The organism is Colwellia sp. SU-HH00943, from assembly GCF_057546125.1.
On record NZ_BAAJLW010000002.1, the window covers coordinates 591,919 to 605,866 of the forward strand.

Genomic DNA, 13,948 nt, shown 5'->3' on the forward strand with positions numbered 1-13,948 from the left:
TGGCATTTTAAAGCTTGAATAGTCAATTTGTATTTGCCACACTGTTTCGGTTTTACTCATTTTAAGAAAGGTTTATGTATGGATTGGTTGTCAGTCATTCCGCCAATTGTGGCTATTGTTGTCGTTATATGGCGAAAGGAAGTGATACTTGCTTTGTTGGCAGCAGTGTTCAGCTCTGAGTTACTGTTAGCATTAAATAACCATACCAATCCTATTTTCTCTGCTTTTCTATCCTCTATCGAGCGTGTAGTTTCAGTGGCAAGCTCACCTGGAAATGCCCGTATTTTGATTTTTAGTTTACTGATAGGGGCCTTACTAGCTTATGTCAGAAGCTCAGGCGGGGTAACCGCCATGGTGAACAAAATTGTCACTAAAGGTATTGCTAAAAGTAAGCGACAAGTGGGTAGTGTCACTATGTTTACTGGTATCGTTATCTTTATTGAATCAAATTTAAGTGTGCTTACGGCGGGGATTTTATCGCGAGATTTATTTGATAAATTTAATATGAGCCGAGCTCGCCTCGCTTATATTATCGACAGTACTTCAGCACCAGTATGTATATTAATTTTGCTAAATGGTTGGGGAGCCTATGTTTTAGGTTTGCTTGATAGCTATGAGTTAGCGCAATCATCGATGTCAGTGTTATGGGGTACTATTCCATTTAATTTCTACGCGATTATTGCTTTACTAATGGTCGTTTATACGGTTGTAACTGATAAAGTCCATGGACCGATGAAACAGTCAGAGCTTAAGCTGCAGAAAGTTGAACCGCTAGAGCAAGAGACTATTAAAGAAGAATTAGTTGCACCTACTAAAGCAAGGTTTATGGTGATTCCTTTGCTTAGTATGGTGCTTTCTATGTTCTTTTTTATGTTCTGGACAGGCGATGGCGACATAACGCAAGGAAGTGGCAGTAAGTCTGTTCTTTATGCGACGTGTTTCGCGCTTGCAATAGCCTATTTTTTACTACTTTTCTCTAAACGTTTTTCACATCAAGAGCTAGTTGATGTTGGCTTTAAGGGCTTATCGGAATTATTACCGTTAGTAACCATAGTGTTATTTTCATTAACATTAGGTGCAAGCTTAAAGGAGCTTGGTACTGGAGTGTTTATTGCGGGATTAGTGGGTGATCATCTGCCCATGGTAATGATAGTGCCAATATTATTTCTTGCTGGCGCAATAATGTCGTTTAGTACAGGGACTTCATGGGGCACTTTCGCCATTTTAATTCCTATTGGTGTTCCTTTAATTCAAACTTTAGGCTTGCCACCATCATTAGTTATTGCGGCAATATTAGGGGGTGGTGTATTTGGTGATCACTGCTCACCTATTTCTGATACAACGTGTGTCTCTGCAATAGCTTCAGGTTGTGATTTACTTGAACATGTCAAAACTCAACTGCCTTATTCATTATTTGGTGGCGTTTTGGCTTTACTGGCTTATTTTATCGCTAGTTTGGTAATGTTATAGCTTTATCAATAGCTTTATTAGTTTTACTTGTCAGTTTAGGCTTAACTTGCTACTAGTGTCTAAATACTTGCATTACTGAGGATATTCATTCACATTGAATAACTCGGTATTAGCTCGGTAATAATAAGAGATTCTTTATGAAAATAACCCGATATTCATCAAGCTTATTGGCATTAATAGTAATGTCCAGTTTTGTAAGTTCGATAAGAGCTGCAGAGCCGTTACAAACAATTGAATCAGTAAATCAATCGCCCGCACCTATTGCAATTGCTATTCATGGTGGTGCAGGGACAATCGAAAAATCTAAGTTTACTCCCGAAAAAGAAGCGGCTTATCGCGCTAAATTATTACAAGCAGTTGAAGCGGGTTATCAGGTTTTACAACAAGGTGGATCTAGTTTAGATGCAGTCACGAAAGCCATTAATATCTTGGAAAATTCCCCATTTTTTAATGCTGGAAAAGGTGCTGTTTATACCTATGATGAGCAGCATGAAATGGATGCATCCATCATGTATGGCAAGAATAGGCAAGCTGGCGCTGTTGCTGGCGTTAAGCGAATAGAAAACCCAATCAACCTTGCTCGCTTGGTGATGGAAGAGTCTGTTCACGTTATGTTAAGTGGTGAAGGGGCAGAGCAATTTGCTAAAACACAAGGCATGCCATTCGTTGAAAATAATTTGTTTGGTACGGAGCATAGGTATAAGGCTTTGCAGGACGCTAAGCAGAAAATGGAAAAAGCAAAAGCACAGCGCAAAGATTATCAAGCTGCTCATGATTCGCTTGAGACCGAATATAAAGTTGGGACTGTAGGCGCGGTAGCGTTAGATGCTCAAGGAAATATAGCTGCGGGTACATCTACTGGAGGGATGACAAACAAACGTTTTGGTCGAATTGGGGACTCTCCAGTAATCGGAGCAGGTACATTTGCAGATAATAATTCATGTGCGGTTTCTGCAACGGGACATGGTGAATTCTTTATTCGCTATAACGTGGCCGCTGATATTTGCGCTAGAGTAGCCTATCAAGGAAAAACAATCGCACAAGCAGGTACTGAGGTTATTCATGATGTATTAAAACCTGCTGGAGGTACCGGTGGTGTGATTATTATAGACAAGCAAGGTAATATCAGTATGCCTTTTAATACTAAGGGCATGTATCGGGCTAAGAAATCATCTAACTCAGCTACCTTGGTTGGAATTTTTGCTAACGAGTAATTGTCCTTCTCTAAAGGAAAAAGCTTAAGGAAAAAAGCTTAAGGAAAAAATATAGGAAAACATAAAGGATAAATATGAAGCTGATATTATCAACACTGCTTTGCACTGCACTTATTGCTTTTGTGGCGATAAAATTTTTCTTTACCAGTATTTTTGCTTTTTTTGGTTATGCTGCTTTGCCCCTTGAAAGTTTGCACAGTCTTACGCACTCAAAAAAAATTGTACAAAAAATGCAGACGAGACATAAAGCTAAAAGTGCTAATGTTTCCAAGCGCTTTATAAAACGCTCTGGGAAAAAAGTTGCTGCAACTGCTGTGTCTGCTGCAACTATTGGCACGGTTGCTGTTATTGGTACATTAACCTATTTAGAAATAACGCAATTTTGTGATGAAAAGCGTATTTTAAATGAAGACGCTAACCTATTATTTGATACTCAGGTTACCTTTGATATGAGTGCTTGTCTTGAGCAAGGTAAGCAAGATTCTGCTCATTTTGCGAATGAAGCATGGCAAGGTGTTAAAGAGAGCAGTAGTGAGTTATTTGATGACATTGAAAAGTCGACAGACGAATTACTCGATCCTAGCAGGAAAGCAACGGTTGAGTTGTTTGAGTCAATAGATAAGTGGTTTCAACAGACCTTTGAATAATGACAATTGAGATAAGCCTTTTAATGCTCGCTAAATGCTCAAATATTTAACTCAATTGCTATCAAAGTATTGGTGCAGATTTTATTCTATAAGTAACTAGAGTCGTTATGTTAAATGAGGTTTTATATTTTTCGAACTAGCCTTTATTCATGCCTGCTTTAGTTGTTTGATTGCGCTAAAACAGGCGATGATTGTCTACTGTTATCTTGCTTATTTTCCTAATAGCTTGAAAATTGTTTTAGCAATATCCGTGTTATCTTGATGACCATGAAATAATTCGCTTTGTTTACCAAAGGCAAAGACAGGAACATCAATCGCCGTATGACCACCTGTGGTCCAACCGGTGTTGGTTCGTTTATCAATCATCTTTTTAATTTGCTTAACTAAGGCTCTTTCACTGGCTGAAGACTTATTATTTGAGTAAGCACTTTTACTATCGTTTGCTATTGCATTACTTTTTGCGTCAATGAGTAAGCTTAATTCTTCTTCAGTTAAGTCAAAATTAAATAGGACATTGGCACTAACGGTATCAATAGTACTGCTAGCAAGTTCTTTGGCTATATATTCAACAGAGTGTCTCATTGCCCTTAAATCTTTGGCTTGCCACTCATATTTTCCATTTGCTGCTAGGGTAAAGCCGCCAGTACTATGATCAGCCGTTACTACCACTAGCGTATCTGGGTGCTTGCTGACGAAGTGTTCTAGGTACGCTAATGTTTTGGCTAAGTCATCCATTTCAGCCATGGCACTGTTTATATCATTGGCATGTCCAGCCCAATCAACTTGGCTTGCTTCAATCAGCATGAAAAAGCCATTGTCACTTGCTTTATCGTGTTTTTGTAAGTCAATCAAATGATGTACGGCGGCTTTAGTCATTGTTGATAAACGGTGCTTATCGGTATCATCTAATGCCCAAGGAAGGCCGACATCAGCAAATAAACCTAATACAGGCTGATTTTTAGGCAAGTTGTTTAAGCCTTGGTAAGTATTAATATAGTGAAACCCAGCTTCTTTAAACTCATTGACTAGGTTTCTATCTTCTCGTATGAAGTATTTCCAGCCACCACCTAGAAGTAGGTCTGCTTTGATGCCATCATCAATATAGCTATCAGCAATGGCATTATAGTTTTTACGGCTTTCGTTATGAGCAAGATATGACGCAGGAGTTGCATGATTGATTTGCGAGGTAACAACAACACCGGTTTTTTTACCTTGTAGCTTTGATCGTTCTAATACGGTTTGCACTGCTTTTTTATTTACATCAAGGCCAATAGCGCCGTTATAGCTTTTCACGCCTGTGGCGAGCGCAGTAGCACTTGCTGCAGAGTCTGTTACCACACCAGAAACTGGCGCAGGGTAAGTGCTAGACATACCGGTTAGGTATTTATCGAATATGGTTCCTTCAACAGCTTTTGTTTTCGGGTTGTCGTTAAAGTACCTGTAAGCCGTGGTATAAGCAGGCCCCATTCCGTCACCAATAACCATGATGATGTTTTTTGGAGGTGTTTGTGCTGAAATGTTTTTGTCAGTTACTGCTGCGTCAACATTAAGGCTCGCAAGTAAGCTAATGACAAGAGTAGGTAAAATTATTTTCATAAAATTTCCAATTATTTAAAGTAAATTAGTTTGTAAATTCAACATCGACCCAAACCAAGCGATGATCTGAGGAAGCTTTTCTATCCTTAATAAGGCGATAACTTTCTTGATGTTTTTCAGGCCAAAAAACACCTGAATCTAAAATGGTGAAGCCGAAAGTTGAGGGTAATACATAATCAGCACGCATACGCCAATAAGCGGTATGGTTTTTAGCATGGTTATTATCTGGTGTGTGTAACTTTCCACCTGAACTTGCAGGCATTGGGTCTTGAATTTGATCACTGGTTAGTAGTGCATAAATACCTTTGCTACCATTAGCGGTAATCGCATCACCATCGACAAGTGAAGCATTTTGATCGCCTAAAATAATAAACGCTTTGCTATCACCTAAACCACCTTTTACACCAGTATCATCGTAAATATAATTACCTTGCTTAGGGCTTATGTAGTCAACCCAAAAACGAATTTCATCATGATTACGCTTGCCATTTCTATCTTCTGGGCCATCAAAAACAGGTGGTGTAGGGTGGCTTGCTAACACGTGTATTGTTTGATTGTTCACTATGACAGGAATATCCCAATGAGACTTTGAAGACAGTCTTAATGTTTGCCAAGTTTTATCACTATACCAAGGCTGTTGTGTGCTTGGAACAATTGGCTTTAATGCATTGGGCATATCTTGCCATTTAAAATACTGAAAGGTTCTTATTTGGCTTTCATCAATTGGGTACTTTGATAATAACGCCATACCAAAATGGCCTTCAAAATAACCAAAGCCATGTGTATCTGCAGGTTGTTGGTTAGTTTTACCGTCTTTATTTAGGTCATCATTAATTTTAACACCTGTATTCACTGTGCCTTGGTAAAAATAAGGAAAGTGAATACTTGATTGTCCTTGCTGACTTTTGTCTAAATAGTTATTGATAAAGAATTTTAGGTTTTTATGATTTTCATCTACACGGTCGAATTCATTCAGTAAAATTATATCTGGGTTTATCCGTTGAATGATCTCAGCGATATTTTTTATTTGCTGAACATTTTTCTGTAACGCTTGACTGAGTTCAGTGCCATTAACAGTTTTTGTTTTGCTCTTATCTATATAATTGAGCGCTTCCATACTGATATTGAAAGTTGCGATACGAAGTTTAGTGGTTTCTTGAAAAGCCATAAGGTTATTTGTGAATAAAAAATTGCTCACTAAAACGATGAGAACAGTGAGTTTCGATAAGATTTTGTTGTTCATTAGGCTAAACCACAGCCGCATAAAATGAAGTTGGTAATAAACTCAGTAATCTGTTTCATATCATCTTCTTCGTAATCGGCACGGTTCATAATCGTTAATATTTGCGTATCAAAGTCAGCATAATGCTGAGTAGTTGACCAAATAAGAAAAATTAAGTTAACCGGATCAACATTTTTCATTTCACCGTTATCAATCCATGTTTGGAATATTTTAGCTTTATCTCTTACCCATTGACGTTGATATGTACGGGCAAAGTCTTTTAAATGTTGTGCCCCTTGGATGATCTCCATCGCGTAAATTTTTGATGCTTTAGGATGGTTAAAAGACATAGTCATTTTAGCATGTACAAACTTTTCAATAGCGCGTTTAGGACCATCATTAGGATCAATATCACCAATCCCTTCGTCCCACATATTCAAAGTTTGCTCTAATACGGCATGATAAATATTTTCTTTATTTTTGAAATAATACAGCACATTTGCTTTTGGCAGCTTTGCTTTGTCAGCAATTGATTGCACAGTAGCCCCTTTGTAACCTTGGGCTACAAATTCATCTTGTGCGGCAGTGAGAATTTTCTCAAGGCTCTTTTCTCGAATACTTTTTTGTTGATTTTGCTGCATTTTTATTCAGTTTATAAGGTTGCTGTCTTCATAAAGCTGGTGATTATTTACTATTTTACTACAAAGTAACAGTTTAATTTTATGACATTTATTTTAAATTGCTGAAAGCTTGATTACTAGAACTGTCCATTTGGTTTGTTTTTTCAACACTAATACTGCTTACAAAAATAAAGCTTGTCTATAGCTTTTATAATTTTTATTGACCTGTTGGTAAGTTTATTTGATTTGTAGCGTTTTTTTAATTAAATTGTAATAAAACTGTAGCAGTTTAGATATAAATTCAGTTTACCACTGTGGTTGTTAGCGTTCGCTGAGTAACAATTGCAGAACAAAATAATAATTCAATTTTAAAACACTACACTAAAGGAAATTACACATGAAAACCCACTCTCTATCACGCATTACTGGCGCGTTAGTAGTTGCACTTGGCTTGTCAACATCGGTTATTTCAACAGATGTTTTAGCAAATACAACTACTTCAGCATTGAAAGGTCAAGTTGTTGGGCCAGAAGGAAAGGCAGCTGTAGGAACAAAAGTAACTATTGTTCATGTGCCATCTGGTACAACCAAAACAGCTACAGTTAATGATTCAGGTTTATTTACTGCTAAAGGCTTACGTGTTGGTGGCCCTTATAAAGTCATCATTGATTCAGACAAGTTTAAAGATACAGAAGTAAAAGATATTTTCTTAACGTTAGATCAAACCTACCCAATGAATGTAGCGTTAGAAAGCCAAGACGACGTTGAGACTATTGTGGTAACTGGTCGTAAACTTAGTCAATTTGCAAGTGGTGCAAGCCCATCTTCACATTTTACCTCTGAAGATTTAGCTAATATGCCGGCAATAAACCGTGATATTAAAGATATTGTTCGTGCTGATCCAAGAATTTATATTGATGAAACTCGCTCTGATGCTATTCATTGTGGTGGCGGTAGCCCAAGATTTAATAGCCTAACGTTAGATGGCGCGAAAATGAATGATAACTTTGGTTTGAATGCTAATGGTTATCCTACTACTCGTGTACCGTTTTCTTTTGATTCTATTGATCAAGTGTCTGTTGAGTTAGCGCCTTTTGATGTTAAATACGGTAGTTTCAGTGCTTGTAACATCAATGCGGTAACTAAATCGGGTGATAATGAAGTACATGGTGGCGTATTTTATGATTACACCAATGACTCGATGAAAGGGGATAGCATTGAAGGTGAAGATATCCCGTTAGGTAGTTTTAGTGAGAAACGCTACGGGGTTCATGTAGGTTTCCCTATTTTAGAAGATAAACTTTTTGCTTTTATCTCGTATGAAAAATTAGAAGGTGCAGAAATTTTTGTTTACCCTCCAATAGGTAATCAAATTGATCAAGCTGATGTTGATCGTGTAGTGGCAGCCTCAGAAAGTGTTTATGGTTATGATGCTGGTGGTATGCCAGGTAATATGCCTGTTGAAGATGAAAAGTTATTATTAAAACTTGATTGGAACATTAATGAAGATCACCGTGCAAGTTTTGTATATAACTATAATGATGGTTTTGAATTAGATCAGTCAGATGAATGGGCGCTAACCCTTGACAGTCACTTCTATGAAAAAGGCGCAGAGTTAAAGTCTTTTGTATTGTCATTGCACTCAGATTGGTCTGATGACTTTTCAACATTTATGAGTTACGGTCAAATGGATCTTGATAACCGTCAACGTTCTTTAGATGCTGATAGCGGCTTTGGTGAAGTTCAAATTCGTCATAATGGTAGTACTATCTTCTTAGGTCCCGATGATTCACGTCAATCTAATGACTTATATTGGGATAACCAAACCTTTAAAATTGCCGGTAACTACTATTTAGATTCGCATACAATTACTGCCGGTTATGAGTATGAATCATTAACTGCTTTTAACTTGTTTATGCAACATACGGATGGTGAGTTTAGATTTAACTCTATTGAAGATTATGAAAATGGTTTAGCTGCTCGTATTTATTATAATAACTCAGCGGGTACTAATGAGCCAACTGATGCGAGTCAAGAGTTTACTTATGATGTGCATACTTTTTACTTGCAAGATGAATATACTTTTACTGACATAGATGCCACCTTAATGTTTGGTGTCCGTTATGACATGTATAAGAGTTCAGACAAGCCTCGTTATAATCAAAACTTCTATGACAGATATGGTTTTGCCAACAACTCAACCTTTGATGGTATTAGCATTTTACAACCACGTGTTGGCTTTAACTGGAGTGTTGATGACAACTTAGACGTTCGAGCAGGTGTTGGTCTTTATTCAGGTGGTAACCCAAATGTATGGTTATCTAACTCCTTCTCAAACGACGGTTTAATACAAATTGCTAGAAGAGAGTACCATGTTAACTTGGTGACTAATGATGATGGTTTAGTGGATTTATTCGCTAATGATTGGACTTCACCAGGCACACCAATTTTTGGAGTACCACAAGCAATGTATGATGATATTGCTTCTATTCCTGAAGAGGGTGGCGATGGCTCAGTTAATGCGATTGATCCTAACTTTGATGTACCGTCAGAATGGAAATACTCAATTGGTGCTACCTATACTACAGACAGTGGTTACAGTTTTACCGCTGATTTATTGCTAAATCAAAAAGTAAACTCTGCAACAATTAAAGATGCAGGTATTGAATATTCAGGTGATGTTGCACCAGATGGTCGTCCTCTTCTAGAAAGCCCATCAGGTCGAGCTTTTGAATATGTACTAACTAATAGCGATAAAGATGGTAAGTCAACAATCTTGTCATTAGGTGCACATAAAGAGTTTGATTTTGGTTTAGATGTAACTTTAGGTTACTCATACACTGAATCAGAAGATGCTAACCCAATGACAAGCTCAGTTGCGGGCTCTAACTATGGTAACTTAGCTACGACAGATGCAATCAACCCGAGTATGGAAACGTCTGATTATGTTGTACCACACCGTTTCACTATGACGGTTAATTATACAGCGCAGTTTATTGATGGTTTAGATACACGCTTTAGCTTATTTGGTCAGTCAAGCGAAGGTGTACCATATTCATATACCTTTGATAGCTCAGACGGTGCTTTTGGTGATAGTAACTGGAATGGCTCACGTCAATTACTTTATATACCAACAGAGAATGACGCCAACGTAGTTTATGGTGATGATTTTGATAAAGCTGCATTTGATGCCTTTGTTGATAGTCAAGGTTTAGCGCGTGGTGAAATTCAGGGGCGTAATGCACATAATGCTGATTGGTGGACTACATTTGACTTGAAAGTAACGCAAGAAATTCCAGGCTTTATGGATGGTCATAAAGGCAGTGTTTACTTTACCGTTAAAAATATTGGTAATATGCTAAATGATGATTGGGGTGTTATGCGTAAAGGCTCATTCGTCGGTCATCGCATGGTTGAAGCGTCAATTAACGATCAAGGCCAATATGTTTTTGAACAGTTTAATGACGGTAATGAATTACAAACTATTCAAAACGATCCATCGTTATGGGAATTACGTATAGGTGTTTCTTATAACTTTTAATCTGCTTTGATTAAACCTTCTAAAACCGCACCTTACTTATGCTGAAGGTGCGGTTTTTTTATACCTGATACCTTGTGTTTTACTAGAAATAGACAAGAAAAGTGTTATGATAAATAAATCTTGACTGTTTGGTCAGTTTTGTTGGTGGTATATGAAAAAAAATGATGGAAATGAAGTAGAAATAACTAGATTAACTGCGCTCATTGACAATGCTCAACAGGCATATCAAAAAGCTTATGCGCCTTATAGTGCTTTTAAAGTAGGGGCGGCGGCTCTAACAACAGACAATAAAATTGTACAAGGTTGTAATGTTGAAAATGCTTCCTATGGCTTAACTGTGTGTGCCGAGCGCAATTGTATAGCGCAAGGTGTAATTAATCATGACAAAAATGGAACTGTTGAGTTTTCAGCTTTGGTTATTTACACCGAGCAAGAAATGCTAACGCCACCTTGTGGTGCTTGTCGGCAAGTGATAAGCGAGTTTTTTCCTGCAGAAGCTATGGTTATTGCCGTTAATCATTTAAACCAGCAACAACACTGGCGGGTTAATCAACTGTTGCCTGATGCATTTACGCCAAAGAATTTATTAAATAAAAGCAAGTGATAGTCGTAAAAGATTGCACATAAGGATTTTAGTTCATGATATTACCTCAAGAGATTATTGCCAAAAAACGAGATAATAAAATACTCAGCAACGATGAAATCAATTTTTTTGTTGAAGGCTTAGTTTCAAAACATTTTAATGACGCCCAAGTAGGTGCTATGGCAATGGCTATTTTCCAGCAGGGGCTTTGTGAACAAGAAACCGTGGCTTTAACTCAGGCTATGATGCACTCTGGTAAAGTATTGTCTTGGCAGGGAATTGAAGGCCCAATAGTAGATAAACATTCTACCGGTGGTGTGGGTGATAAAGTTAGCTTTATGTTAGCAGCCATTATTGCGGCTTGCGGTGGTTATGTGCCAATGATTTCAGGGCGAGGTCTTGGACATACGGGAGGAACAGCCGATAAGCTAGAGAGTATCACTGGCTTTAACGTACAACCTAGTTTGTCGAAATTTAAAGCTGTCGTATCTAAGCTTGGTATGGCGATCATTTCCCAAACACCTCAGCTAGCACCTGCTGATAAGCGGTTGTATGCTATTCGAGATATTACCGCAACAGTGGCGTCAATTGAGTTAATTACCGCGTCAATTTTATCTAAAAAGCTGGCTGCAGGCCTAGATGCTTTAGTGATGGACATTAAAGTAGGTAATGGCGCTCAAATGACGTCATTAAATGAAGCTAAAATACTGGCAACTAGTATCAGCCATGTTGCAAATATTGCTGGCGTTAAAACGCAAGCCATTATTACTGATATGAATCAAGTGCTCGGTAGTACTGCAGGTAATGCTCTAGAAATTTACGAGACAGTAAAGTATCTGACTGGCAAACTGAGAGAGCCTAGACTTCATAAAGTGGTTGTTACACTTGCTAAAGCCATGCTCATTAATACCGGCTTGTGTAATGATGAACTTGAAGCTGAAGCTAAAATTGAAACCGCTTTATCGTCGGGTGAAGCGGCTGAAATCTTTGGAAAAATGATTTGTGCTTTAGGTGGACCTAGTAATCTTATTGAAGATCCTTGGCAATCAATGAGTAAAGCTAATTATATTGTTGATGTTCTTGCACCGCAACATGGTTATATCAGTGCTATGAACACAAAAAGTATTGGATTTGCTATTGTAGGTCTTGGCGGCGGAAGGGTTAATAATAATGCAAAAATAGATCATAGTGTCGGTATAGATCGCGTTTTACCTGTCGGCACTCTTGTCAATAGAGGGGATATACTGGCAAGGGTACATGCTAGTTCAAATGATAGTGCACAGTTAGCAAGTGAGCAATATTTAGCGGCAATTGAGTTTTCTGATACGCCAGTTATCGAGCTTCCTATTATTTATTAAAGGGTTAAAAAGCTCTATCACTATTATGTACTCACGTAATAGTTAATCTTCAGTATTAGTGTGTTTTACCACATAAAATAAACAGTCACTTAAGGCTGCTTTTTTATTTGTGGTAGCTTTGAAAATACGAAGGTTTTGTTTACAAACAACTTGGTTTTCTCGGGTATGAAAATATTCATGGATAATATTTTCCCCATGTTTATCTAATAGTTGTAGATTGTTTAAACCATTACCATCTATCCATCCAATCATTTCATCTTGATGGGCGCCACCAAAGTTAAAGTACTCGATATTATTTTTTAATGTGACTCCGCTATAACCTTCATCATGCTCAGCGTAAGAAAGGTTTACACCTGGTTTAACTTGTAAACGAAGCGGCCTGTAGATGACTTCGACATTTTTTTCTTGATGCATATAGCCGACATTATGACATTGGGTTAATTGTGTTATTCCAGCAAAAGCAACCTCATGAGCTTGCTCATCGAGACTACCACCGCATTCTATGGTGATAAAAGGACAAGAAAAGTCTTGCTCCATTAATGAGCCTAAACTTAAGTCTGATAAAATTAAGGTTTGGCAAAAGAAAGAGGCAAGGGATAATGTGTCTGTAGTAACGGTTGAGCTCACTGAAAAAGTAGGCCCTGGGCTTGAAGCATTATGAAGATCTATGACCATTGCAGGCTCTACATCTCGAATTGCTTGTTCAATGAGCCTTGCTCTTTCGTAACAGCCTTGCTGATCATCTTGAAAAGTGTGTTGTTGCCCAATGGTTCCAAAACAACGATTGATATCTTTACTGCCTTCAATAAAGCGGTTTGTGAACATAGGTTTTTTTGAAGCTGATTCTATAGAACAAATGATAAAACGTATATTCGTATAGGGTAACTCATTGATATCTCTAGTAGTTAACCATCTGTGTATAGCAATTAACCCTGAGGGCTCATCCCCTTGTAAAAGCGTGATGAATACTCGGCACGAATCAGTATTTTGTCCGGTAATATCTATAACCGTTGGGCCAGTCATCGAAAGTAAGAATTGAATGTAATCTGCATGCAATTCTTGTTCTTTTGGATCTTGTAGGTAATTTATTTCACTGTAATCTATTTCCATGGTTAACCTCAAGTTCGCTTAATGTAGCCAAAAAAATCTATCTATTATTTTAAGGGTTAGCATGTCACATATTAGTGGTAACGAGGTTTGATTAAGGTCAATAAATGTGGTTGATGAGTATAAAAATTTTCTAAATTTTTTGTTTCACGCTAGACTATCGCTATTCATTGAAATTTGAGAAGTTAACATGACAGAAGAAACTATTTTTTCAAAAATAATTCGCCAAGAAATCCCAACTCCTTTGTTATATCAAGATGATCTCGTTACAGCGTTTCGAGATATAGCGCCAAGAGCGAATACGCATATATTGATTATTCCTAATAAGTTGATCCCAACAATAAATGATGTGACTGACCAGGACGAATTAGCGTTAGGGCGTATGATTACTGTCGCTAAAAAACTTGCTAAAGAAGAAGGGATTGATGATAACGGTTATCGATTAATTATGAACTGTAATGAAGACGGTGGCCAAGAGGTTTTCCATATCCATATGCACCTATTAGGTGGTCAACGTTTAGGACCCATGTTAGCAATTTGATTGGGTATTAAGGTTCAGAAAAGCGATAAACGGTTACAAAGTTACGATT

At 37.7% G+C, this 13,948-nt stretch carries 11 protein-coding genes; 7 read left to right on the top strand and 4 right to left on the bottom strand.

Annotated features, from left to right (window positions below):
• The first annotated feature begins 78 nt into the window (after window positions 1-78).
• The 3 genes from AC27GZ_RS07860 (at window position 79) to AC27GZ_RS07870 (ending at window position 3,331) form a co-directional block, all read left to right on the top strand.
• Window positions 79-1,470, top strand: a complete 1,392-nt coding sequence (locus AC27GZ_RS07860) for a Na+/H+ antiporter NhaC family protein (protein ID WP_487094368.1) — start codon at window positions 79-81, stop codon at window positions 1,468-1,470.
• A gap of 137 nt (window positions 1,471-1,607) precedes the next feature.
• Entirely contained in the window at window positions 1,608-2,684 is a 1,077-nt protein-coding gene (locus AC27GZ_RS07865) for an isoaspartyl peptidase/L-asparaginase family protein (protein WP_487094370.1), read from the top strand.
• Between the two features lie 74 nt (window positions 2,685-2,758).
• A complete protein-coding gene (locus tag AC27GZ_RS07870; protein WP_487094372.1) occupies window positions 2,759-3,331 on the top strand; it encodes a hypothetical protein in 573 nt (190 codons plus the stop codon).
• Window positions 3,332-3,541: 210 nt separating this feature from the next.
• Here the strand turns inward: AC27GZ_RS07870 and AC27GZ_RS07875 are convergent, their stop codons facing one another.
• From AC27GZ_RS07875 to AC27GZ_RS07885, 3 genes are read right to left on the bottom strand one after another with little or no spacing between them, the layout of a single operon-like run.
• Window positions 3,542-4,927: an alkaline phosphatase gene (locus AC27GZ_RS07875; RefSeq protein ID WP_487094374.1), complete on the bottom strand. Its 1,386-nt coding sequence runs from the start codon at window positions 4,925-4,927 to the stop codon at window positions 3,542-3,544.
• Between the two features lie 25 nt (window positions 4,928-4,952).
• Complete coding sequence (locus tag AC27GZ_RS07880) at window positions 4,953-6,170, bottom strand: endonuclease/exonuclease/phosphatase family protein (protein ID WP_487094376.1); 1,218 nt, start codon at window positions 6,168-6,170, stop codon at window positions 4,953-4,955.
• Window positions 6,170-6,790 carry a TetR family transcriptional regulator C-terminal domain-containing protein gene (locus AC27GZ_RS07885; protein ID WP_487094378.1) on the bottom strand — a complete coding sequence of 207 codons (621 nt, stop codon included), beginning with the start codon at window positions 6,788-6,790 and terminating at the stop codon, window positions 6,170-6,172. Before AC27GZ_RS07885 ends, AC27GZ_RS07880 begins: the two co-directional genes overlap by 1 nt.
• A 376-nt stretch (window positions 6,791-7,166) precedes the next feature.
• Here AC27GZ_RS07885 and AC27GZ_RS07890 point away from each other — a divergent pair, with 376 nt between their 5' ends.
• From AC27GZ_RS07890 to deoA, 3 genes are all read left to right on the top strand, one after another.
• Window positions 7,167-10,310, top strand: a complete 3,144-nt coding sequence (locus tag AC27GZ_RS07890; protein WP_487094380.1) for a TonB-dependent receptor — start codon at window positions 7,167-7,169, stop codon at window positions 10,308-10,310.
• Between the two features lie 151 nt (window positions 10,311-10,461).
• Window positions 10,462-10,914: a cytidine deaminase gene (locus AC27GZ_RS07895; RefSeq protein ID WP_487094382.1), complete on the top strand. Its 453-nt coding sequence runs from the start codon at window positions 10,462-10,464 to the stop codon at window positions 10,912-10,914.
• Window positions 10,915-10,949: 35 nt separating this feature from the next.
• Complete coding sequence (gene deoA, locus AC27GZ_RS07900) at window positions 10,950-12,251, top strand: thymidine phosphorylase (RefSeq protein WP_487094384.1); 1,302 nt, start codon at window positions 10,950-10,952, stop codon at window positions 12,249-12,251.
• Between the two features lie 42 nt (window positions 12,252-12,293).
• Here the strand turns inward: deoA and AC27GZ_RS07905 are convergent, their stop codons facing one another.
• Entirely contained in the window at window positions 12,294-13,361 is a 1,068-nt protein-coding gene (locus AC27GZ_RS07905) for a M14 family metallopeptidase (RefSeq protein WP_487094386.1), read from the bottom strand.
• 187 nt (window positions 13,362-13,548) lie between these two features.
• On the opposite strand from AC27GZ_RS07905, the gene AC27GZ_RS07910 reads away from it, so the two are divergent.
• Window positions 13,549-13,899 carry an HIT domain-containing protein gene (locus AC27GZ_RS07910; protein ID WP_487094388.1) on the top strand — a complete coding sequence of 117 codons (351 nt, stop codon included), beginning with the start codon at window positions 13,549-13,551 and terminating at the stop codon, window positions 13,897-13,899.
• Window positions 13,900-13,948: the final 49 nt, after the last annotated feature.

Coding starts and splice junctions, on each gene's coding strand:
- AC27GZ_RS07860 (WP_487094368.1), top strand. CDS start 79: ATGGATTGGTTGTCAGTCATTCCGCCAATTGTGGCTATTGTTGTCGTT.
- AC27GZ_RS07865 (WP_487094370.1), top strand. CDS start 1,608: ATGAAAATAACCCGATATTCATCAAGCTTATTGGCATTAATAGTAATG.
- AC27GZ_RS07870 (WP_487094372.1), top strand. CDS start 2,759: ATGAAGCTGATATTATCAACACTGCTTTGCACTGCACTTATTGCTTTT.
- AC27GZ_RS07875 (WP_487094374.1), bottom strand. CDS start 4,927: ATGAAAATAATTTTACCTACTCTTGTCATTAGCTTACTTGCGAGCCTT.
- AC27GZ_RS07880 (WP_487094376.1), bottom strand. CDS start 6,170: ATGAACAACAAAATCTTATCGAAACTCACTGTTCTCATCGTTTTAGTG.
- AC27GZ_RS07885 (WP_487094378.1), bottom strand. CDS start 6,790: ATGCAGCAAAATCAACAAAAAAGTATTCGAGAAAAGAGCCTTGAGAAA.
- AC27GZ_RS07890 (WP_487094380.1), top strand. CDS start 7,167: ATGAAAACCCACTCTCTATCACGCATTACTGGCGCGTTAGTAGTTGCA.
- AC27GZ_RS07895 (WP_487094382.1), top strand. CDS start 10,462: ATGAAAAAAAATGATGGAAATGAAGTAGAAATAACTAGATTAACTGCG.
- deoA (WP_487094384.1), top strand. CDS start 10,950: ATGATATTACCTCAAGAGATTATTGCCAAAAAACGAGATAATAAAATA.
- AC27GZ_RS07905 (WP_487094386.1), bottom strand. CDS start 13,361: ATGGAAATAGATTACAGTGAAATAAATTACCTACAAGATCCAAAAGAA.
- AC27GZ_RS07910 (WP_487094388.1), top strand. CDS start 13,549: ATGACAGAAGAAACTATTTTTTCAAAAATAATTCGCCAAGAAATCCCA.